The 21,757-nt window shown below is 68.2% G+C and carries 21 protein-coding genes and 1 riboswitch; of the genes, 18 read left to right on the top strand and 3 right to left on the bottom strand.

The genetic code is table 11. The features are described 5' to 3' along the window. Window positions 1-65: 65 nt before the first annotated feature. Window positions 66-1,919 (bottom strand): HNH endonuclease signature motif containing protein, encoded by a 1,854-nt coding sequence (locus QFZ69_RS17525; RefSeq protein WP_306913160.1) that lies wholly within the window; start codon window positions 1,917-1,919, stop codon window positions 66-68. A gap of 218 nt (window positions 1,920-2,137) precedes the next feature. Here QFZ69_RS17525 and QFZ69_RS17520 point away from each other — a divergent pair, with 218 nt between their 5' ends. From QFZ69_RS17520 to QFZ69_RS17460, 13 genes are all read left to right on the top strand, one after another. Then, window positions 2,138-2,425, top strand: coding sequence for a flagellar FlbD family protein (locus QFZ69_RS17520; RefSeq protein ID WP_306913158.1), 288 nt, complete (start codon window positions 2,138-2,140; stop codon window positions 2,423-2,425). Window positions 2,426-2,429: 4 nt separating this feature from the next. Beyond that, window positions 2,430-3,245 (top strand): motility protein A, encoded by an 816-nt coding sequence (locus tag QFZ69_RS17515; RefSeq protein WP_306913156.1) that lies wholly within the window; start codon window positions 2,430-2,432, stop codon window positions 3,243-3,245. Beyond that, window positions 3,242-4,120 (top strand): flagellar motor protein MotB, encoded by an 879-nt coding sequence (locus QFZ69_RS17510; protein ID WP_306913155.1) that lies wholly within the window; start codon window positions 3,242-3,244, stop codon window positions 4,118-4,120. The genes QFZ69_RS17515 and QFZ69_RS17510 overlap by 4 nt, the downstream gene beginning before the upstream one ends. 56 nt (window positions 4,121-4,176) lie before the next feature. Then, on the top strand, window positions 4,177-5,064 hold the full coding sequence (locus QFZ69_RS17505; RefSeq protein ID WP_306919492.1) for a flagellar motor switch protein FliM: 888 nt from the start codon (window positions 4,177-4,179) through the stop codon (window positions 5,062-5,064). Continuing rightward, the gene (gene fliN / locus QFZ69_RS17500; protein ID WP_306913154.1) at window positions 5,061-5,780 is read left to right on the top strand and encodes a flagellar motor switch protein FliN; all 720 of its coding nucleotides are present in this window, start codon (window positions 5,061-5,063) and stop codon (window positions 5,778-5,780) included. Before QFZ69_RS17505 ends, fliN begins: the two co-directional genes overlap by 4 nt. After that, complete coding sequence (fliO, locus tag QFZ69_RS17495; RefSeq protein WP_306913153.1) at window positions 5,781-6,410, top strand: flagellar biosynthetic protein FliO; 630 nt, start codon at window positions 5,781-5,783, stop codon at window positions 6,408-6,410. After that, window positions 6,407-7,288: a flagellar type III secretion system pore protein FliP gene (gene fliP, locus QFZ69_RS17490; protein ID WP_373461721.1), complete on the top strand. Its 882-nt coding sequence runs from the start codon at window positions 6,407-6,409 to the stop codon at window positions 7,286-7,288. The genes fliO and fliP overlap by 4 nt, the downstream gene beginning before the upstream one ends. Next, window positions 7,285-7,560: a flagellar biosynthesis protein FliQ gene (fliQ, locus tag QFZ69_RS17485; RefSeq protein WP_306913151.1), complete on the top strand. Its 276-nt coding sequence runs from the start codon at window positions 7,285-7,287 to the stop codon at window positions 7,558-7,560. Before fliP ends, fliQ begins: the two co-directional genes overlap by 4 nt. A gap of 1 nt (window position 7,561) precedes the next feature. After that, entirely contained in the window at window positions 7,562-8,320 is a 759-nt protein-coding gene (locus QFZ69_RS17480; protein WP_306913149.1) for a flagellar biosynthetic protein FliR, read from the top strand. Next, window positions 8,320-9,417, top strand: coding sequence for a flagellar biosynthesis protein FlhB (locus QFZ69_RS17475; RefSeq protein ID WP_306913148.1), 1,098 nt, complete (start codon window positions 8,320-8,322; stop codon window positions 9,415-9,417). Before QFZ69_RS17480 ends, QFZ69_RS17475 begins: the two co-directional genes overlap by 1 nt. 49 nt (window positions 9,418-9,466) lie before the next feature. After that, window positions 9,467-11,515, top strand: coding sequence for a flagellar biosynthesis protein FlhA (locus tag QFZ69_RS17470; protein ID WP_306913145.1), 2,049 nt, complete (start codon window positions 9,467-9,469; stop codon window positions 11,513-11,515). Further along, window positions 11,493-12,818 carry a hypothetical protein gene (locus QFZ69_RS17465; protein ID WP_306913144.1) on the top strand — a complete coding sequence of 442 codons (1,326 nt, stop codon included), beginning with the start codon at window positions 11,493-11,495 and terminating at the stop codon, window positions 12,816-12,818. The genes QFZ69_RS17470 and QFZ69_RS17465 overlap by 23 nt, the downstream gene beginning before the upstream one ends. Before the next feature lie 74 nt (window positions 12,819-12,892). Further along, window positions 12,893-13,153, top strand: a complete 261-nt coding sequence (locus tag QFZ69_RS17460; RefSeq protein WP_306913142.1) for a carbon storage regulator — start codon at window positions 12,893-12,895, stop codon at window positions 13,151-13,153. Window positions 13,154-13,252: 99 nt separating this feature from the next. On the opposite strand, the gene flgN is transcribed toward QFZ69_RS17460, so the two are convergent. Next, entirely contained in the window at window positions 13,253-13,816 is a 564-nt protein-coding gene (gene flgN / locus QFZ69_RS17455) for a flagellar export chaperone FlgN (protein ID WP_306913140.1), read from the bottom strand. 223 nt (window positions 13,817-14,039) lie between these two features. Here flgN and QFZ69_RS17450 point away from each other — a divergent pair, with 223 nt between their 5' ends. The 3 genes from QFZ69_RS17450 to QFZ69_RS17440 all read left to right on the top strand — a co-directional run bounded on the left by QFZ69_RS17450 (window position 14,040) and on the right by QFZ69_RS17440 (window position 15,717). Further along, window positions 14,040-14,858 carry a sigma-70 family RNA polymerase sigma factor gene (locus tag QFZ69_RS17450; RefSeq protein ID WP_306913138.1) on the top strand — a complete coding sequence of 273 codons (819 nt, stop codon included), beginning with the start codon at window positions 14,040-14,042 and terminating at the stop codon, window positions 14,856-14,858. A gap of 139 nt (window positions 14,859-14,997) precedes the next feature. Next, window positions 14,998-15,480 (top strand): Dps family protein, encoded by a 483-nt coding sequence (locus tag QFZ69_RS17445; protein WP_306913136.1) that lies wholly within the window; start codon window positions 14,998-15,000, stop codon window positions 15,478-15,480. A 51-nt stretch (window positions 15,481-15,531) separates the two neighbouring features. Continuing rightward, the gene (locus tag QFZ69_RS17440; protein WP_306913134.1) at window positions 15,532-15,717 is read left to right on the top strand and encodes a hypothetical protein; all 186 of its coding nucleotides are present in this window, start codon (window positions 15,532-15,534) and stop codon (window positions 15,715-15,717) included. 11 nt (window positions 15,718-15,728) lie between these two features. Here the strand turns inward: QFZ69_RS17440 and QFZ69_RS17435 are convergent, their stop codons facing one another. Further along, on the bottom strand, window positions 15,729-17,414 hold the full coding sequence (locus QFZ69_RS17435) for an MFS transporter (protein WP_306913132.1): 1,686 nt from the start codon (window positions 17,412-17,414) through the stop codon (window positions 15,729-15,731). Between the two features lie 65 nt (window positions 17,415-17,479). Here QFZ69_RS17435 and QFZ69_RS17430 point away from each other — a divergent pair, with 65 nt between their 5' ends. After that, window positions 17,480-18,019 (top strand): TetR/AcrR family transcriptional regulator, encoded by a 540-nt coding sequence (locus tag QFZ69_RS17430; protein WP_306913129.1) that lies wholly within the window; start codon window positions 17,480-17,482, stop codon window positions 18,017-18,019. A 533-nt stretch (window positions 18,020-18,552) separates the two neighbouring features. Beyond that, window positions 18,553-18,651, top strand: a riboswitch (glycine riboswitch). Window positions 18,652-18,808: 157 nt separating this feature from the next. After that, on the top strand, window positions 18,809-21,757 hold the full coding sequence (gene gcvP / locus QFZ69_RS17425) for an aminomethyl-transferring glycine dehydrogenase (RefSeq protein ID WP_373463156.1): 2,949 nt from the start codon (window positions 18,809-18,811) through the stop codon (window positions 21,755-21,757).

The raw sequence follows: 21,757 nt of genomic DNA, 5'->3' as shown, positions 1-21,757 counted from the left end.
GAGGGTCCCGCCAGCGGATCTTCCCGAGTTCGAGCTGCTCCTAGTGATCGTAATGAACAGCTGGGTCAGGGTCCGTTCGCCGAAAGTACAGACGGTGACTTTCCGGGCTGCAGACATTCGCCCTCTAGGACTTGAAGAGCCGCGGGGTCGTCGAGGGGCGTTGGCCAGCGCGGATCGTCCGTGTCCGTGGCGGGCAATGGATGCCACGCCGTGAATTGGTGCCAGTCTGTGAAGTGTTGCCGGGCTGTGAAGTGGTGCCAGTCCGGGAAGGGGTCGGTGGGCAGTTCCGGTTCGAGATTCCGGGACCGCTCCGGTTCTGGATCGCGCCTGGGGTCCTGGCCGGGGTCCTGGCCGGGGTGCCCGGTGAGCGCCGGGTCCGGATGATGGCCTGGATCTGCGGGCAGGCCGTGGTCCGGGCCTGGGCCTGGGCCTGGGTCGGTGTCTGTGTCTGGGTCGGTGGTCGGGATGTGGTGTGGCCAGTGGGGTGGTTCCCAGTCCTGGTGTTCGCTGGGGTAGTGCCGCCGTGACGGGGAGGTCCACCCGGGTGGGTTGTCTTTGCTGGCCCCGGTTGGTTTCCAGGCGGAGCCGTGTTTGAGGCGGTGGTGCCGGGGGCATGGTTGGCCGAGGTTGGAGATGCCGGTGGTGCCTCCGTCGGCCCAGGCCAGGAGGTGGTCTGCTTCGTTGTCCAGGGAGTGGTTGTTGCAGCCGGGGAAGGGGCACCTGCCGTCGCGGAGGCGGAGCCATTGCCGCTGGGTCTTGTTGAGGCGGTAGCTGGTCCGTCCGATTTCCAGCGGGGCGCCGTCGCGGGGGTCGGTCAGGACGCGGTAGAAGGAGTCGGCGCCGTCGGTGATCAGGCGGCGGGCCATGGACGGCGGGATCGGCCCGTACCCGTCCAGGGTGGCTGGTTCATCGGTGGCGCCCAGGAGGGACAGGACCGGGACGGTGATCAGGACCTGCGCCCGCGGGGACGGCACACCCCCGCCCGCACCCCCGGCCAGGCCGGTGCCCCCGCCGGCCATGCCCATGCCCCCGCCCCCGACCATATCGCCGCCGGTGCCGGTGCTGTGGCTGGTGAGCAGCCAGGTGGCGGTGATGTCGGCGCGGAGCTGGGAGAGGGGCCGGGCCTCGTGGGGGCCTTGGAGGGCGCGGGCGGCGGCGGTGGTCCGTTCCCAGATCCCGGCGGCCGTGTCGGCCGGGAGGTAGGCGGAGAGCCAGGCCATACCGTCCCGGTCCGGGAGGAAGTCGACCCGCCGGTCCCCGGCGCTTGTGCTGTGGCGTTTTTCGATGCTGACCGGGTGGTGGCGTTCGCGCCAGGCGCGTGCCTTGGCCCGGAACCGGGACGGGACAAGGTCCCCGGCCGGGGCCCCGCGGGCGGGGTTTGAGGCGTCGGGGTCCAGGAAGTGCGCTTCCAGCGCGGCCGCCCCGTCCGGGTCCAGGCCGCTGGTCTCCTCGACGATGATCCGGGCGTGCTGCCAGGAGATCGCTCCGGCCTGCAGGGCCGTCAGGGTCAGCGGCAGCGCCGTCATCAGTGCCTGGCATTCAGACAGGAGGGCACCGGCGGTCCGTTCACTGACGGTCAGGACACAGGCGACCTCAGCGACCAGGGCCATCTCCAGGACGGTGCATTCCCGCGGGGACGCCGCCGGTGACGCCAGGGCCCGGGTTGCCTGCACGTATTCCGCCGCCAGCCGCACCTTCAGCGCCGCCGTCCGGGCTTCCAACCGGGCCACCTCGGCGAGAGCGTCCAGGCAATCATCCGCCAGATCCCGCAGCGGATCGGCGTCGTGCAGGGAAACGACGCCGGGCGGATCCGGGCGGTCCGCGCCGGAGCCGGTGCCGGCAGCAAACACAGCAGCGGACACGGCGACGGCCTCCAGGGCCTCCCTGCTTTCGACACTCCAGGCTGTTCTGCTGTCCACACACCCAGCCTAAGAGGAGGCACCGACATTTAAAGGCCGCGCCGGCGGCGACCAATCGTCGGCGTCGGTTCACGGTGGCTCGCTTCAGCAATTTAGCTAACCCGTAGGAAGCCCAGGCGCCTAACGAAGGTGCCGGGCCTGCCGACAGTAGGGAGGAGAACACCCCTTCCCGCCGCTTAGCTGAAACGCTGAGCCGAATAACAGAGCAGAATCGGCCCATGATCGTCGTCACACGCCTCAACGGAACGCGCTTCGCGGTCAATCCGGACCTGATTGAACGGATCCACGAGAGTCCGGACACGCACCTGGTGACGCTCGACGGCGCCGCGTACGTCGTCCTTGAAAGCCTCGCCGAAGTCGTCGAACTCATCGCCGACTACCGGGCCTACGTCCTCAGCAAGGCGCGGGACTTTCCCGCGGTGGCGCGTTACCCGCTGAGTCTGGTCCCGGCGTCGGACTCCGCGGGCGACGCCAGCCGCCCCGCACCTGAAAAACCAAGAAAGTAAAGCCATGGATCCCGCAACAGTCATCGGGCTGCTCATCGCCTTTGGCTCCCTCATCGTCATGGTCCTCCTGGAAGGCGGCAGCATCAGCTCCCTGCTGCTGCCTGCCCCCATGATCCTCGTATTCGGGGCAACCCTGGCGATCGGGCTTGCCGGTAACACGCTGAAGGACGTCATTCAGGCGTTCAAAGCCGTGCCAGGAATGTTCATCGGGAAAACATCGAAGCCGCAGGACAGCATTGACCAGGTGGTCCGGTTCGCCGAAAAGGCGCGCAGTGAGGGCCTGCTGTCCCTCGAGGAAGAGTCCGTCAGCGTCAAGGATCCCTTCCTGGCCCGCGCGCTGCAGAACATCGCCGACGGAACTGACGCCGAAGACCTCCGGATGCAGATGGAGGACGAAATCGACACGAAGGCTCGCAGCGACCACGCCAACTCCAAGTTCTTCGCGAGCCTCGGCGGCTACGCCCCCACCGTCGGCATCGTCGGAACCGTTGTATCCCTGACCCACGTCCTGGAAAACCTGTCCAAGCCGGACGAACTGGGCCACATGATTGCCGCCGCCTTCGTTGCCACCCTCTGGGGGTTGCTGTCCGCCAACTTCATCTGGCTTCCCTTCAGCGGACGCCTTGCGCGGCTGTCCGAGCTGGACATTGAACGCCGCACACTGCTCATGGAAGGCATGCTCGCCGTGCAGGCCGGCGCCCAGCCGCTGCTGCTTGCCGAGCGGCTCCGTGCCATGGTCCCGGAGCACCAGCTCAGGAGCCCCGGAAAAGACGGCAAGACGGCGGGCAACATTGCAGAAAAGATGGACCAGGCCGCGTGAGTTCCAGGCGGCGCCCACGCAAAAAGCCGGAAGAGCACCACGTCGACGAACGCTGGATGGCCTCCTATATGGACATGGTCACGGTGCTCATGTGCCTGTTCATCGTCCTCTACGCCATGTCCACGGTGGACGCGAACAAGTTCGAGAAGCTGCGCAATTCCCTCGCCACCGGTTTTGGCACGGAGTCGACGCAGACGGTCGACACGGCCGAGGGTACCGTCGTGCCGCCGGAACTGGCGGACGCCGACCTGGAAGCCTTCGCCGCCGCACAAGCAGCCAACCCCGCCGCACAAGCAGCCAATCCCGCGACTCCGCCCGCCGCTCCGGCCGCCCCCGCAACTCCGCCCGAGGCGCTGGAAGCGGCAATCAAGGAAGCGGACCGGCTGCGCGCCCTCGAGGAGCAGATGAAGGCCGGGCTGGCTGCCGCCGGACTCACCGAGAACGTGGAATTCCAGATCGACCAGCGCGGGCTGACCGTCAAACTCATCGGATCGCAGACATTTTTCGCCCCGGACCGGCCGGAACTGACAACCCGCGCCTCCGAGGTCCTGCAGATCATTTCCCCCATCCTCGGCTCCGCCGCCCTGGAAATCATGGTGGAGGGCCACGCGGCGAACGGCATCACCGCATACCCGTCCACCTGGGAGCTGTCCTCGGCGCGGTCCGTCAACGTCCTGCGGTACATGGTGGACCGCGGCGGGATCGTTCCCGGGACCATCGGCGCCGTCGCCTTCGGGTCCGCCCGGCAGGTCAACGACGATTCCACCCCCGAGCTGATGGAACGCAACCGCCGGGTGGACATCGTGATCATCTCCGACCAGCCCGACGTCGTCCGTGCCCTGATTCCCGAGGTCCTGAAGCTCAACGAGAAATAGCCGCCCGGCTGCTTACGGCGGCGGATCCCCGGCCGATAGTGGCAACCGTGAGTGTTATGGATGAGCGGGAAGTGGCACGGGAGCGGACCGTCAGCGTCTATGACTTCCGGCGTCCCGCGACGCTCGCACGAGAACACAGCCGGGTCCTGGAACTGGCCTTTGAAACCTTCGCCCGCCAATGGGGCACCCAGCTGACCGCCAAAGTCCGCGTCAAGTCCGTGGTCCGGCTTGAAGACGTGAGCATGGTCAGCTACGACGAATACGCCGCGTCGCTGCCTGCCGTCACGGCCATGGTGTTGTGCGCCGTCGAGGCCCACGATTCCAAACTCGTTGTGCAGTTCCCCGCCCCCGCGGCGCTCGGCTGGGTAAACCGCATGCTTGGAGCCTCGAACGATGCGCCGATGCCGGACCGTAAGTTCACGCAGATCGAACAGGCCCTCATCAAGGGGCTCATGGACGAGGCCCTCGAAGACCTCGGCTACTCCCTCGGACCCCTGCTGAGCGAAACCATCCGGGTCGACACCATCCAGTACAACTCCCAGTTCGCCCAGGCCGCCGCGCCGAGCGAACTGATGATCGTGGCCTCGTTCACCATGAACGTCGGCAACATCAGCGCCCCGGCCACCCTGGCTGTCCCGGCCAGCATCCTGCTGGGGCGGCTCAAGAAGGTCAATCCCACGGACAACCGCGGGGATGACTCAGCGCGGGTCAGCGCCCAGCTGGAGCGGGTGCCGGTCGAACTGTCGGTCCGGCTCTCGACCTCGTTCGTCACCCCCAACCAGGTCCTCGGACTCGCCGTGGGGGACGTCCTGACCTTGCCGCACCTGGAAAACCGGCCGTTTGACGTCACCCTGGACGGTACCAGGCTGGCCACCGCAGCCCCGGCCCGCAACGGATCCCGGGCCGCTGCCGTCATTGTCACAATCGAGGAGAACCACCGATGAGCATCACCCTGACCCAGCATGAACTGTCGGCGGAGCGGCTTGTCGAGGAGCTGCCGAGCCCGGTGGCCCTCAAGGTTGTCGCACTCGTGCCTCCCCGGGCGGCAGCCGCCTACGCCCGCCAGGCAGTCACCGCCACCTTCGTCGGTTCCGTCACGGCGGACCTCGCGCTGATGCTCAGCGACCGGACCTTCCTGGATGAAGCGGCCGGGGCAGGATCCCAGCTGGGGCACGTCGCCGTGACCGATGTGCTGCGCCCCGCGATGGAAAGCGCCAGCTCCGTCTTCGGCGCCGGCGTCCTGAGCGACCTGCGCGAATCCGATGCCTCCGGGCTGCTCTCCGACCCGGACACGGCCGTCTTCGAACTTTCCGACGGCGCCAACGCCGCGGCCTGGTTCGCCGTCCGCCTCCGCGAGCACAGCGCCGGCCAGGACCGCGGCGAGCTGTTCGGCGGCGGGGACGTCGCGGCCGGCCGCCTGGGCCGGATCAACAACATCGAGATGGCCCTGACCGTGGAAATCGGACGCACCCGGATGTCTGTCCGCGACGTGCTCTCCCTTGAACCGGGCAAAATCATCGAACTGGACCGCTCCGCGGGCGCCCCCGCGGACGTCCTGCTCAACGGCCGGCTGATCGCGCACGGCGAAGTTGTGGTCCTGGACCAGGACTACGCCGTCCGGATCACCCGGATCCTCGACGTCGCCGAGGGGCTCAGCTGAATGGACACACTGATCCTCGGGCTGCGGGTACTCGTGGCCCTGGGCGCGGTGCTGGGCCTCATGTGGTTCCTGCAACGACGGCTAGGCCAGGGCACCGGCCGTCGGAGGGCTGACCGCGCGCTGACCATCGTCAGCCGCCAGAGCGTCGGCCAAAAGGCCTCCGTCGTCGTGGTCGACGCCGCGGGCCAACGATTCCTGCTCGGCGTCACCGAGCACGCCGTCAATGTCCTGCACACCGGCGATATCCCGGCCGAAGCCGACGAGCCAGCCGCTCCCGAGACCCAGCGCCGATCCGCGGACTTCGCCCGGATCCTCTCCGGCATCGGGCCCGTCTCCAATGGACCGGACCTTGGCAGGGACGGCCGCGCGGAAGGTTCGCCGGCAGCCGGGCCGGCAGGCGCGCCGGCAGCGGCCCTGGCCAGCGACGGCGGGGAGGCCCGGGCTCGTTCCGGCGAATCCGACGACACCGTGCCGCTGTCCCGCCGCAGCACCCTCCACCGGGACTCCCATGGACGCGGGCCCGCCAGCCGCGCCGCCGCCTCCGGGCACCCGCCGATGCACGGATCGATTCTTGCCGGCTCCACCTGGAAGCAGGCCGCTGCCGCGCTCAGGAGCGGGCGCCGTAATTGATCCGCCCGCTCGCCGCCCGCCCTCCTTCCGCGCGCCCGGCAACTGCCGCCCCTGACCGGTTCCGGCCGGCCAGGGCGTTCGTGGTGGGGCTCGCCGCCGTCCTGCTCGCCGTCCTGCTGCTGTGGCTGAACGCCTCCGCCGGCCACGCCGCCCCCATCGATCCCACCCCGCCGGTGGCCCCGACGGATCCGGCGAACCCCGACGGCGGCAGCGTCAACATCGAGATCAACGGCATGGACGGCAAACCGTCCACGGCCGTGCTGACCCTGATCGGGATCACGATTCTTTCCGTCGCGCCGGCGCTGCTGCTGATGATGACGTCCTTCACCAAGATCTTCGTGGTCCTGGCCATGACCCGCAATGCGCTGTCTCTGCCGTCCATCCCGCCCAACCAGGTGCTCGCCGGCCTGTCGCTGTTCCTCTCGATCTTCGTGATGTGGCCCGTCATCAACGAGATGAACAACCTCGGGATCCAGCCGTACCTCAACGGAAGCCTGGACTTCAACGGCGCCGTCAGCGCAGCCTCCGGACCCCTCCAGCAGTTCATGCTGGCCCACACTCGGGAAGAGGACATCGCCCTCATGTCCCGGGCCGCGGGAGCCGAGAACCCGGCCACCCCGGAGGCCGTGCCGCTGCAGACCCTCATCCCCGCCTTCATGATTTCCGAGCTGCGCGCCGCCTTCATCATCGGCTTCGTCATCTTCATCCCGTTCCTCGTGATCGACCTCGTGGTCTCCGCGGCGCTCATGTCGATGGGCATGATGATGCTCCCGCCGGTGATGATCTCGCTGCCGTTCAAGATCCTGCTGTTCATCCTCGTGGACGGCTGGGGACTGATCATCACCTCGCTGATCCAAAGTTATTCGGGCACCGGATGAACGCCAACGCCGTCCTGGACATCTGCCTCCAGGCGATGATCGTGGCCGCCAAACTGTCCGCCCCCGTGCTGGTCACGGCGCTGGTCGTCGGCCTGGCCATCTCGCTGCTGCAGTCCATCACCCAGCTGCAGGAAGCCACCCTGTCCTTCGTACCCAAGGCCGCCGCCGTCGCCGTTGCCCTCGTGATCTGCGGGCACTGGATGATCTCCGAGATGGTCGCCTTCACCAACGACCTCTTCGCCAGGATCCCGTCCCTGCTCGGAGGCCTGTGACGTGGGCATCCCGATCGACCCGACGTGGCTGGAGGTGCTCCTGCTGGCCACCGTCCGGATGACGGCGTTCCTGATCGTGGCACCTCCCTTCGCCCACCACGCGTTCCCGGCCAGGATCAAGGCGATGCTCGGGCTCGGCCTGGGCCTCGCCGTGTCGCAGCGTGTCGCCGGAGGCTACGCCCCCCGGGACACCGCAGGCTTCCTCACGGGCGTGGTGCTCGAACTCATCACCGGACTGGCCCTGGGCTTCCTCGTTATGGTCATCTTCGCCGCCATCCAGTCCGCCGGCAGCCTGATCGACCTCTTCAGCGGATTCCAGATGGCCCAGGCCTTCGACCCCCAGATGATGGTCAACGGCGCCCAGTTCACCCGGCTCCTGCAGATGGCGGCCTTGGCGCTGCTGTTCGCGTCCGACGGCTACCAGCTCGTCATCACCGGCCTGACCGGCAGCTTCGCCGCACTGCCCCTCGCCGGCGGAATCGACCTCGGCCAGCCGGTACAGGCGATGACGACGGCGGTCACCGGCATGTTCCTCGCCGCCGTCCAGATCGCCGGACCGCTGATCGTGGTGCTGTTCCTCGCCGACGTCGGGCTCGGCCTGCTGACCCGCGTGGCACCGGCGCTTAATGCATTCTCCCTGGGGTTCCCGCTGAAAATCCTCATGACGCTGGCGCTGGCCGGCTTCATGTTCCTGGCCCTGCCGAGAATCGTCTCCAGCCTCGCCGGCCAGGCCGCGAAGACAGTGCTGGGGGTGGGCTGATGGCTGATTCCCAGGAAAAAACCGAGGAGGCCACCGACAAACGGATGAAGGAGGTCCGGTCCAAGGGCCAGCTTTCCAGGTCCCAGGACCTCACCGCATGGGTGGGCGTGGGCGCGGCCGCTATCATGATCCCGTCCACGGTTGAGCGTGCTTCCAACGCCGCCACGGACCAGCTCTTCAGTATCCGGGGCATTATCGCCGAACCGGACCCGGGCAAGGCCATCAAGGCGCTGGAGGACGGACTCGCCGCCATCGCCGGGATCGTCGGGCCCATGCTGATCGTCGTATTTATTGTGGTCCTTGCCGGTTCCGCGGTGCAGGGCGGAGTGCACTTCAAGAAGTTCAAATTCGACTTCGAACACTTCAACCTGCTGAGCGGGCTGAAGCGGAGCTTCGGTGCCCAGGCAGTCTGGGGCGGGGTGAAGGCCCTGTTGAAGGCCACCGTGGTGGGCCTCGTGTTGTACAGCGTCGTGCAGGGACTCATCCCCGTCCTGCTGACAGCCGGGGGGCTGCCGGTGGCGGGCGTGGTGCAGGCGGCAGCCGGCGGGGTCTCCGCCCTGGTCCAGTTCGCCGTGGCCGCAGGAATCGTGCTGGCCGCCGCGGACTTCTTTGTGGTGATGCGGCGCAACCGGAAGAAGACCCGGATGTCCAAGAAGGAAGTCCAGGACGAGAACAAGAACAGCGAAGGCGATCCGCTCATCCGGTCCCAGCGCCGGGCACGGCAGATGGCGATGAGCCGGAACCGCATGATTGCCGCGATCGGGGACTCCGACGTCGTGCTGGTCAACCCAACGCACGTGGCGGTGGCCCTCAAGTACGAACCGGGAAAGTCCGCGCCGCGCGTGGTGGCCAAGGGTGCAGGCCACGTGGCGGCCAGGATCAGGGAAGAGGCCGAGGCGAAAAACGTGCCGATGGTCCAGGACATCCCGCTGGCGCGGGCACTCCACGAGGCCTGCGAGCTCGGCCACGAGATCCCGGTGGACTTCTACCGCGCCGTGGCCGGGGTCCTCGCCTTCGTCATGGCGCTCAAGGCTCGCGGCGCCGCCTCGGGAATGCACCGGATGAGCGCACCCGCCGCCGTAGGGAGCCCGGTATGAAGCGCGGGCTGAACAGTTTTCGAACCAGCGTCTGTGAAAGGACCGCACCATGAACAACAGGCTCGCCCGACTGAGTGTGCCCGTCGGCATTGTGGGCATTGTGATGCTGCTGGTCGTTCCGTTGCCCGCGCCGCTGCTGGACTTCCTCATTATCTGCAACATCCTGCTGGCGCTCCTCGTCCTGTTGACCAGCATGTTCGTGAAGAAGCCGCTGGACTTCTCCGTGTTCCCCTCGTTGCTGCTCGTCGCCACGCTGTTCCGGCTGGGTCTCAACGTGGCCTCCACCCGGCTGGTGCTGGGGGAGGGGTACGCCGGGCAGGTGATCGAAGCCTTTGGCCATGTCACCGTTGGCGGATCCTTGATCATCGGTGCGGTCGTGTTCCTGATCCTCGTGGTCATCCAGTTCGTGGTCGTCACCAAGGGCGCCGAGCGCGTCGCGGAAGTCGGCGCCCGCTTCACCCTCGACGCCATGCCCGGCAAGCAGATGGCGATCGACGCCGACCTCAACGCGGGGCTGATCACGGACACGCAGGCCCGGGAGCGGCGGGCCGAGGTCTCGGCGGAGGCCGACTTCTACGGCGCCATGGACGGCGCGTCCAAATTCGTCAAGGGCGACGCAATTGCCGGCCTCATCATCATCATCATCAACTTTGTCGGCGGCATTGCCATCGGCCTGCTGCAGCGCGGCATGGAGATCGGTGACGCCCTGAACACCTATGGCCTCCTCACGATGGGGGACGGGCTGGTCACCCAGATCCCGGCCCTGCTGATGGCCGTCGCCACCGGCATGATCGTGACCCGGTCAAACGCCGAATCGGACATGGGCAGCACGGCGTCCACGCAGCTGATGCAGTCGCCCAGCGCACTGATGATTGCCGGCTTCGCCGCGATCGCCATGGCCCTGATCCCCGGCATGCCGCCCCTGCCGTTCATCCTGGTCGGTGCCGGGCTGCTCTTCGCGTCCCGCCGGGTCGCCGCCAAGCAACGGCAGGACGAGAAGTCCGCCGAAGCCGAGGCGACGGCGCTGAGCTTTCCGGAGCTGGACCCGAACGAAAAACTGCTCGAGGACATGCGCATCCATCCGGTGGAAATCCTGCTCGCCCCCGACCTCGTGGACATGGTCTCCGGCGCCTCGGACGATCTGCTGGCCCGCGTCCGGTCCCTGCGGCACAAGATCGCCATGGAGCTGGGGCTTGTCATCCCGCCGGTCCGCACCCGGGACAGCGTGGACCTGCCGCTGGCCAGCTATGCCATCCGGATCGCCGGGGTGGAGGCCGGCCGCGGCACTGCCCCCTCCGGCCAGATGCTGGCCCTGGGCGACAACCTCGATTCACTTCCCGGCGCCGCGATGATCGAGCCGGTGTTCGGCCTCGCCGGCAAATGGATTCCGGCGGAAATGCGCCACAATGCGGAGATGACCGGTGCCACCGTGATCGACCGTGTCTCCGTCCTGGTCACGCATCTGTCCTCGATCGTGACAGCCAACGCCTCCCGCCTGTTGTCCCGCGAGGACGTCCGGGTGCTCACCGAGGGCGTGCGCAAGCAGAGCCCCTCCGCCGTCGACGAGCTCACCCCGTCGCTGCTCTCCCTGGCTGAACTCCAGCGCGTGCTTCAGGGCCTGCTGGATGAGCAGGTGCCGATCAACGATCTGGCCCGGATCTACGAGGCGCTCACCCTGCGCGCCAAGATCTCCACCGATCCCGAATCCCTGGTGGAATCAGCCCGCCAGGCCCTGGGCCCCGCGCTGACGGCCAAGTTCATGGACGGCCCCGTGCTCAACGTGATCATGATCGACCCGCTCCTGGAGCAGTCCATGCTCGAGGACATGCGGCCGGCCGAGGGCGGCAGCCAGATCGTGATGGGCCAGGACCGGCTCGACGCCGTGCTGCGCTCGGTTGCGTCCGCCGTCGACTCCGCTGCCGCTGCCAACCGCCAGGCCGTGCTGGTCTGCGCGCCGGCGCTCCGCCCGGCGATCCGCCGCCTCGTGGGGAGCCAGCCCGGCTCCGTGCCGGTGCTGTCCTACCGCGAAGTCACTTCAGCCAACGTCCGGATCGAAACAGTAGGAGTGGTACGCCATGCCGAACCGCTATCGGCTTAAGGGAGCCTCGCTCGAGGAAATCCGCCGCAAGGCGGAACAGCAGCACGGCCCCGCGGCCCGGATCGTCTCCGCGGAACGCGTCATCAGCCCCGGGATCGCGGGCCTCTTCGCCGGCGACCGCTACGAGGCGATCGTCGAAGTGCTGCCCAGTCATGACGTGGTCACGGGCGAAGTGGTGCCCGACCCTGACATCCTCACCGACGCGGACGCCCGGCCAGACGCGGATGTACGGCCGGACGCGGATGTCCGGCCCGACGCGGACGCCCGGCCGGACGCGGATGTCCCGCCCGACGCGGATGCCCTTGGGCCGCCCGTCGCCGAAAAAGGCTCCGGAACCGGCGCGCCGGCGACGGCTTCCCGCATCGCCTCCGCCGCTTCCCGCGCGGTCCCGCCCGCGGTCCCGTCCCGCCCCGTCCTGGCTCGTGTCCGGGCCGCGGCTGCCGTCCCCTCCCACCAGCTGCAGGGTTCCGCCATCGCGGCGCTGCTCGAAGAGGCCGACGCGGCCGAGCTCAACCTGCACCGCCCCGGGAGTGCCGGTGTGTCAACGGAGTCGCCGGACTTTGCCCAACTGCTCGAACAGCTCGGCGCCGGGCTGCGGGAACCCGCCACCGCCGCCGTCGTCCCCGCCAGAGCCCCCGCCCCCACCGGCAGAGCGGCCGCCGCCGCCACCGCCACCGGCAGCTCGACGGGAACCTCCGCCCCCGCCGCCGCCACAGCCACCGGCAGCGCGGACGTGCCGGGCGTGCCGGTCACGCCGATTCCGGCGTATCCGGCGGTTGATGAACGCCCGCCCGCGCCGGCGCAGCCACGCGAAACCGTTCCGGTCCTGTTATCCGGGGCCGGCGACCTTGTGATTCTCGTCGGCCTCGGGGAGGACGCGCTCGACGCGGCCCTGGCCATGTCCATGGCGGCCGGCGGCGCGGACGTGCGCACGGCCGGGACGTTGTCCGCCTATGGTCATCTGCACGTGGACGGTCGTCAAAGCGCGACGGCGGCCCGGGCCCACGCGGTGCTGACGGACCAGACTGTGCTTGTTGCCTTCGGGCTGGGAAAAGCCCGTGACACCGTCGCGCGGCTGCAGTCTGTCGCCGCGATCTCCGCCGACCAGCTCTGGGTTGTGGTGGACGCCGGGCGCAAGCATGAGGACACCGCGCGCTGGGTCAAGGTTCTCGCCTCGCAGCTCAACGTCACTGCCGTCGCCGTCGTCGGAGCGGAAGGAACCGCCACGCCTGAAACCGTGCGTGGGCTCGGGCTGCCCGTGGGCTGGGCCGACTACGACGACGCTGCGGCCGTGGGGAGATAAGTTGCGCGTATCACCGCTGATCCGCTGGCGTGGATTCGTCCTCAGCGACCCCCTGCGAAGGGTAGATTGAGAGGATGCTGGTACTCACACGCAAGCCGGGCGAACAGATCATGATCGGCGACGGCATCGTCATCACGGTTCTGGAAGGCCGCGGCGACGGTGTCCGGATTGGCATCGAGGCACCCCGGGGCGTTCCGATCCAGCGCAAGGAAGTCATCGAGGCCATTGCCGCCGCAAACCTTGCCGCGGCAGAAGCCGGCGCCGGGGCCGGCCCGGACGCCGAGGACGCCCTGCGAGGACTCCTGCCCCCTGCCCCCGCCGGAAGCTCCGACTGACCGGTTCCCCGTGATGCCGAGGCGTCCCCGGTTTTGCCCCGCGGGGTTTCCGGCGAGGCGCGTGGGCGCACGCGTGGCCGTTGGACCGTCCGGTTTCGGTTACTGGCCCTGCTCGCCGTCGAGGTACTGGGCCAGCAGGGGCTGAGGAGTCCGTTGCAGAATGATCAGGGCCCGCTCGATGTTGGCCGCCGTGGTGAGCTGCTCGAGGATCTGCGCTGTGTCGGTGCCGGGTCCGGTGCCTGGTCCCGTTCCGGCCGCCCCGCCCGGGGAAGCGCCGGAAGATGCCGGCAGATTCAGGTTCCGCAGGAGCTGTTCGCCGGCGCGCGCGGCCTCGCCGAGTTGGCCGAGCAAGTCCCGGAGGCCGGCCAGATGCTCCCGCAGGATTTCCACCCAGGAACCGGCCGGTGCACCCGCGATCAGTTCGACCAACGTGGCCTGGGCAGGCAGTCCCCATTCCGCCGCCACGGCCGCTGACTCGACGCTCCGGGCCAGGGCTTCAAAGCGCAGGCGGTCCAGGACATTCTCCACTTCGGAAGCGGTAAAACTGAGCCACTGAAGGTTTCCGGCCTTGATGTGCAATCGTTGTGTCTCAAGCTTGAACAAGAGCAGTTCCAGCTCGCGGCGCTCCTGCCAGAGAGCCGCCGAAAGATCACCTGCACCCATGCGCCCCCTCTTGTTGCGGCCCCGCCGAAACCGTGTTCCCGCAGTTTCTGCCAAGCTTTTTCCTGAGGGTACACGGACATTGTAGTTATGGTGATAAGTTTCCTCCATGGGTGCTGCGCCCGCGTATCGAACACCGCCTCCCTTGGGGGAGTGAGGGACCGTTTGCGGGTGCGGCTCTCGGTGTTTTTAAGCTCCGGATCCGGTCTCATGGGGGGACAAACTAGTGAATCGCGCGGAACGCAACGAGATGGTCACACAGCACCTTCCGCTGGTGGGCTACCTCGTTTCAGATTTGTGTTCGAAAGCGTCGCACCTTTCGCGTGACGACCTGGCGTCAGCGGGTGCCGTCGCCCTGATTACTTCAGCCGATTCCTTTGACCCGGACCTTGGCGTGCCTTTCGGAGCCTTTGCCCGCCGTCGTATCCTGGGCGCTTTCGCGGATGAGATGCGGGCGAGCGACTGGGCCACCCGCTCGGCGCGGCGCCGGATCAAGGAAACCATGTCCGTGCAGGAGACCCTGGCGGCCGCGCTCGGACGCACCCCCACCGTTGACGAGATCGCCTCGGCCCTCGGCGTGCAGCAGAGCGTCGTAGAGGCCGCCCTGGCCGACGCGTCCCGCACCCTGACCCCCCTTGATGAAGCGGTCGTCGACACACTGGCAGCGGAGACCCTGTCCCCCGAACACTCCGTACTCGCGGACGAACGGCTGCAATACCTCCGCGCGGCCGTGAAGTCTCTGCCGGAACGGATGCGCTACGTCGTGGAGGAGATCTACTTCGGCGACAGGACCGTGAAGGAACTGGCTGCGGAACTCGGCTCCACCCACGCGGCAGTGTCCCAGCAGCGCTCCGAAGCCATCCGCCTGATGCGCGACGGACTCACGGCACACTACGCGGACGATCCCGGGCAGGGCTTCGAACCGCAGTCTCGGATCACCCCGCGGCGCCGCAATGATTACCTGTCCCAGCTGGCCGAGGCCACCACCGGCGGCATTACCCGCGCCATCTTCCCCGCGGGACCCATGCTCAACGAGGCGGTCTAGTCTCCGTCCGCAACCGGGGTAGTAAGCCGACTTAGTAAGCTGACCGAGAAATTCCAGTACGCCGGTCGCCGTCGGTATCGCTCTGGGGTAGCGTCGGAGCTATCGGACCTAACGGTATCGGACCTACTCAGGAGGACGCATGAAGGCTTCACCTACCCTCACAGCCAACTGTCAGGCAGTGCTCGTGGACCTGATCGAACTGCACGTCCAGGGCAAGCAGGCGCACTGGAACATCGTGGGAACGAACTTCCGGGATCTACACCTGCAGCTGGATGAAATCGTCGACGCCGCCCGCGCCTTCGCGGATGACATGGCCGAGCGCATGCGCGCCCTGCACGCTTTGCCGGACGGCCGCAGTTCGACGGTTTCCAAGTCCACGTCCCTCGCCGAGTTCCCGGCCGGCCTGATCAACACCAAGGACGCTATCGACAAGATCGTCGCGGCACTTGAGGCCGCGGTCGGCACCATGCGCAAGGTCCATGACGAAGTGGACGAAGAGGACCCGACGACGGCCGACCTGCTGCACGAGTTCATCGCCAAATTGGAGCAGTACGCCTGGATGGTCAACGCGGAGACCATGCGCGCCACCGCCAATGTCACCACCCCCGAGAGCAAGAAATAGCCCTCAGCGTTCAGCCAGGCCCCAGTCCAGGCGTCCGAGCCAGGTGCTGCCGTGCCCGGATTCTCCCCGGCGCGCGGAGACCTGGCTGGGCCAGCGCCGGACACTGGCGGCAGCACCCTCGAGTTCGAGCCCGACGGCGACGGCACCCGGGAGAGCGACCAGGCGCAGGTCGCGGGGCGCAAGCCAGGCACCAGCGACCTGCTGGACGCCCTCACTGCGTGCGTCAAGGGCAGCTGACTCCCACCCCGCTATTTGGCGGTCGGCACCTTCCGGAGGACGACGGCGGCCAGCACCGAGGCGCCTGCCATCAGCACCATTGCGATCGCCGCCGTCACATGCACGCCGGAATCAAAGGCGGCACGCGCAGCCGCGGTCACGGCTTCCGTCAGCGGGCTAGGAAGGGCTTGCGCCAGGTCCACGGCACCGGCCAGCGTTTCCTGGGCCTGGGCAACCCCCTCGGCCGGTGCGGCCTCCGCGACGCCGTCGGGGAGCCGGAGGTTGCCCTGGTAGGAGGCGGTCAGGATGGAGCCGAGGATGGCGGTGCCCAGCAGGGATCCGATCTCGTAACCGGTCTCGGAGATTGCCGCCGCCGCGCCGGATTTCTCTGCGGGCGCCGCACCGAGGATCAGGTCATTGGAGATGGTCTCCGCGGTGCCGACGCCCAGGCAGAGGATCAACAGGGCGGCCAGCAGGAGTGCCGGGCCGTTGCCGTGGTCGCCGAAGGCCACAACGCCGTACCCCGCGGCGCTCAGCAGCAGCCCGCCGGCCACGACGAAGCCCGGCCGGATTCTCCGCACCAGCGGAACCACCAGCAGGCCGGCCGCAACGGTGGCGATCAGGGCAGGGACCATGGCGACGCCGGACTCCGAAGGGGACTGTCCATCCAGCAGCTGTAGGTGCTGGGCGAGGAAAAGAATAAAGCCGTTGAAGGAAAACAGGGCCAGGACGTTCGCCGTAATGGCCGTGCTGAAGACCCGGTTGCCGAACAGGCTGACGTCCAGCAGTGGCGAGGTCACGCCCGGCGCAGTCGCGCCCGCTGAAGTCACGCCCGGCGCAGTCGCGCCCGGCGCAGTCGCGCCCGGCGCAGTCGCGCCCGCGGCAATCCTGCCGGGACGGCGGAGTTCCAAGCCTTCCCGCAGCAGGGCCCGCTGCCGCCGGATGAAGACGTACCCCATAAGCAGGCCGAAGCCGATCGCTGCCAGCGGCGCCGGGGACAGGCCGTGCGTGGCCAGCTCCTTGATGCCGTAGACCACCGGCACCATCACCAGCAGGGACAGGATGATGCTGGGCACGTCCACCCGGCCGGGATTCGGATCGCGCGACTCCGGAATCAGGAAGGGTCCGAGGGCCAGCAGCGGCAGGATGATCGGCACTGCGACCAGCAGGATCGCGCCCCACCAGAAGTGCTCCACGAGCCAGCCCCCGAATATCGGGCCCAGGGCGGCACCTCCGGAGAAGCCCGCGGCCCAGATGGCCACGGCCAGCCGGCGGCGGTTCGGCTCCGGGAAGATGTTGCGGATCAGGGACAGGGTGGAGGGCATCAGCATGGCGCCGAAGAACCCGAGCCCCGCCCGCCCGGCGATCAGCCATTCGGCGCTGGGCGCGAAGGCAGTGACGGCCGAGACCGCGGCGAAGCCGGTGCTGCCGATGAAGAGCAGCCGCCGGCGTCCGATCCGGTCACCGAGGCTGCCCATTGCCACCAGGAGACCGGCCAGGACCAGGGGATAGGCGTCCACAATCCACAGCAGCTGCACCCCGGAGGCGTCGAGGCTGCGGGCGATGGCGGGCAGCGCGAAAGTGAGGGCCGTGTTGTCCACGGCGACCAGCAGCACCGGGAACATCAGCAGGGAAAGCGCCAGCCAGTCGCGCCATGCCGCCCGCGGGCGGATGGGTGCGCTGGTCACGCTGCTCGTGGTCAATGACGTCCTGTTCATGACTTAACTATACCGTCCAGACGGTATAGTTAGAAATGCGGGACAAGGCATGCATGATGGGACCCATGGCCAGAAAACCCGTTGCCCGCGAAGCCGTCCTCGATGCGTTCGAATCCCTGTTGATCGAAGAGGGCGAACGCGCCGCCACGCTGGACGCGGTGGCCCGGCGGGCCGGCGTTTCCAAGGGCGGGCTGCTGTACCACTTCCCCAACAAGGAGGCCATGGTCTCCGTCCTCTTGGAAGGCCTGGACCGGCTCCTCGGTGAGGATCTTGAGAGGATGGCTGCCGCGCCGGAAGGGGCTGCCGCATACTTCATCAAATCCTCGGTCTGGGCGGACACCGCGATGGACCGCGTCTTCGTGTCCGCCACCCGGCTGGCCGAAGTGGCACACGAAGAAACCCTGCAGCGCATTGCCGCCGCCCAGGCCGGCTGGCTGGACCTGCTGGCGGCCGACGTCGGGCCGGGCATGGCGAAAGCCGTGCTCTATATGGGGGATGGCTTGTATTTCAACGCCATGCTGGCCCGCGGCCACGGCGGGCCGCTCCCGGAAGTCGAGGGCGACGTCGAAAGCCTGCTGGCCGCCGTCGAACGGCTGCGCGGCTGAGCGCTGGCGAACGGCCCCCAGCGCGCCGAGGTCGCCGGAAAGCTGCGGGGTCGCCGGAACCTCCCGGCGACGTCGCAGCTTTCCCGCGATGTCGCCAATGGCTTCCGCAGCCCAGCCCGCAGCCCAGCCCCAGACCGCCCGACGTCATCCGCCGCGACCCTCCAACCAGCCCCCCGCCCGCCGAGGTCGCCGGAAGCGTGCGGGGTCGCCGGAACTGGGGCCTCCAACCAGCCCCCCGCCCGCCGAGGTCGCCGGAAGCGTGCGGGGTCGCCGGAACTGGGGCCTCCAACCAGCCCCCCGCCCGCCGAGGTCGCCGGAAGCGCTCGAGGTCGCCGCAACCTTCCGGCGACCCTGCAGCGCTCCCGTGATTTCGCTTCTGCCAATGGTTTCCGCAGCCCGCCGCGACCGTCGGCATCATCCGCCGCGACCGCCCGGCGTCATCCACCGGCGGGCGGATCATTGGTTTGCGGAGCGGGGCCGGGCATAGGAGAATGGAAGCTGTGACTGCTGTCACGAGCAATTGAATATGCCATTGATCTGCGGCGGGAGAGTCCTGCAAGTAGGTACAAGCAGGCGCCGTAGGAGCAAACCCTCCCCAGGAATCTCTCAGGCCCATGTACCGCCGCGGCAAGGCAACTCTGGAAAGTAGCAGGCTGTCCGCTGACATGCTGTGCTCACCGACGGTGCAAGCGGAGTCATGCGAGAGCACGGCTGTGCGGAAACTCTCAGGTCCAATACAGAGCGGGGAGGAACCCGAATCGATGTGGCGTACCCTGCGCCGCTTTAGTTATGGAGTTCCTTGTGACTGTTACCTCAGCCTCCACGTCCTTCGTTGACCGGCACATCGGCGCGCGTCGGCAGTCCGACGTCGACGCCATGCTGAAGGCTGTCGGCTACGACACCGTCGACGCGCTCGTGGACACCGCCGTTCCGAAGGACATCCGGCAGGACTCCCCGCTGGCGCTCGGCGAAGCCCTCAGCGAAGTCGAGGTCCTCGCCGAACTGCGCAAGCTGGCCGCGAAGAACAAGACCGCGGTCCAGATGATCGGCCAGGGCTACTACGACACCCTCACCCCGGCCGTCATCCGCCGGAACATCCTCGAGGCGCCTGCCTGGTACACCGCGTACACGCCCTACCAGCCGGAAATCTCGCAGGGCCGGCTCGAGGCGCTGCTGAACTTCCAGACCATGGTCCAGGACCTCGTCGGCCTGCCGATCGCCAACGCCTCGCTGCTCGACGAAGCCACCGCCGTCGCCGAGGCCGTGCTGATGATGCGCCGCGCCAACAAGGATAAAGGGGCCCGCGACGGCAAGACCGTCCTCGACGCCGACTGCCTGCCGCAGACCATCGCGATCGTTCAGGGCCGCGCCGAAGCGCTCGGCTTCGAGGTCGAGGTCGCGGACCTGTCCAAGGGACTGCCCGACGGCGCCATCAACGGCGTCGTCCTGCAGCAGCCCGGCGTCTCCGGCCGCGTGTTCGACCACACCGCCGTCATCGCGGACGCCAAGGAACGCGGCGCCCTCGTCACCGTCGCCGCGGACCTGCTGTCCCTCACTCTGATCACCTCCCCGGGCGAGCAAGGCGCGGACATCGCCGTCGGCTCCGCCCAGCGCTTCGGTGTCCCGCTGTTCTTCGGGGGCCCGCACGCGGCCTACATGGCAGTGCAGAAGGGCCTGGAGCGGTCCATGCCCGGCCGCCTGGTGGGCGTGTCCAAAGACAACGCCGGCGTCCCCGCCTACCGGCTGGCGCTGCAGACCCGCGAGCAGCACATCCGCCGTGAGAAGGCCACGTCCAACATCTGCACCGCGCAGGCGCTGCTGGCCATCGTCGCCTCCTTCTACGCCGTTTACCACGGCCCGGACGGCCTCAAGGCCATCGCCGAGACCACGCACGGCCACGCCCGGACCATCGCCGCCTCGCTGAAGGCCGCCGGCCTGGACGTGCTGCACACCAGCTTCTTCGACACCGTCACCCTTTCGGTCCCCGGCAAGGCGGAACAGATCGTCGCCGCCGCTGAGGCCAAGGGCATCAACCTGCGCGGCATCGACGCCGACACGGTCGGCATCTCCGCCGACGAAGCCACGACGGCGGCGATCGTTGCCGACGTCGTTGCCGCCTTCGGCGCGAGCGTCACCGACGCAGAAACAGACGCTGGCGCTGACGATGGGACTGCCTTCGGCCTGGACCCTGCCGTCGAGCGCACCTCCGACTATCTCCAGCACCCGGTGTTCAACACCCACCGTTCCGAGACGCAGCTGCTGCGCTACATCCGCAGGCTCTCGGACCGCGACCTCGCCCTGGACCGCACCATGATCCCGCTGGGCTCCTGCACCATGAAGCTGAACGCCACGGCCGAGATGGAAGCCATCTCCTGGCCGGAATTCGCCTCCATCCACCCCTTCGCCCCGGACTCCCAGACCGAAGGCTGGCGCGAACTGATCGAGGACCTGGAAGCCCAGCTCACCGAGATCACCGGCTACGACCAGGTGTCCATCCAGCCCAACGCAGGGTCGCAGGGTGAGCTCGCCGGGCTGCTGGCGATCCGCGGCTACCACCTTTCCCGCGGGGACCAGCAGCGCAACGTCTGCCTGATCCCGGCCTCCGCGCACGGCACCAACGCGGCCTCGGCCGTGCTGGCCGGCATGAAGGTCGTCGTCGTGGCCACCGCCTCCGACGGCACGATCGACCACGCGGACCTCACCGCCAAGATCGAGGCCCACAAGGACGCCCTGTCCTGCATCATGATCACCTACCCGTCCACCCACGGGGTGTACGACGCCGACGTGCGCGAGGTCTGCGACGCGATCCACGAAGCCGGCGGCCAGGTCTACATTGACGGCGCCAACCTCAACGCCCTCGTCGGGCTGGCCCAGCCCGGGCTGTTCGGCGGCGACGTGTCGCACCTGAACCTGCACAAGACCTTCTGCATCCCGCACGGCGGCGGCGGACCCGGCGTCGGCCCGGTCGCGGCCAAGGCGCACCTGGCACCGTTCATGCCCGGCAACGCCGCGGATCCGGCCAACGGCGCCGACGGCACCCCGATCTCCGCCTCCCGCTACGGTTCGGCCGGTGTGCTGCCGATCTCCTGGGCCTACGTGAAGCTCATGGGCGGCCGGGGCCTGACCGAGGCCACGAAGTCGGCGCTGCTCGCGGCCAACTACATCGCGGCCCGTCTCAACGACTTCTTCCCGGTGCTCTACACCGGCGAAGGCGGACTCGCGGCCCACGAATGCATCCTGGACCTGCGCGAACTCACGGCCAAGACGGGCGTGACCGCCGAGGACGTGGCCAAGCGCCTGATCGACTACGGCTTCCACGCACCCACACTGTCATTCCCGGTGGCCGGCACCCTGATGGTGGAGCCCACCGAGTCCGAGGACCTCGGCGAGATCGAGCGCTTCATCACCGCCATGGTCTCCATCCGCGCCGAAATCGATCAGGTGGCTCACGGCGACTTCACCGTGGAGCGCAGCCCGCTGCGCAATTCCCCGCACACCGCCGCCGCCGTCATCAGCACCGACTGGAGCCGCGAATACCCGCGCGAGCAGGCCGCCTTCCCGGCCCACACGCTCCGGCAGGACAAGTACTTCCCGCCGGTCGGCCGGATCGACGGCGCCGCCGGCGACCGCAACCTGGTCTGCTCCTGCCCGCCCCTCGAGGCCTTTGAGGAAAGCACAGCAGCCTTCGAGGAAAGCACATCAGCCTTCGAGGACCACTCCGACGACTCCGCCAAGTAA

This window comes from Arthrobacter sp. V1I7 (assembly GCF_030817015.1).
Classification (GTDB): domain Bacteria; phylum Actinomycetota; class Actinomycetes; order Actinomycetales; family Micrococcaceae; genus Arthrobacter.
Note: the sequence above shows the minus strand (reverse complement) of the source record. Positions and strands in the feature narration are given on the sequence as shown.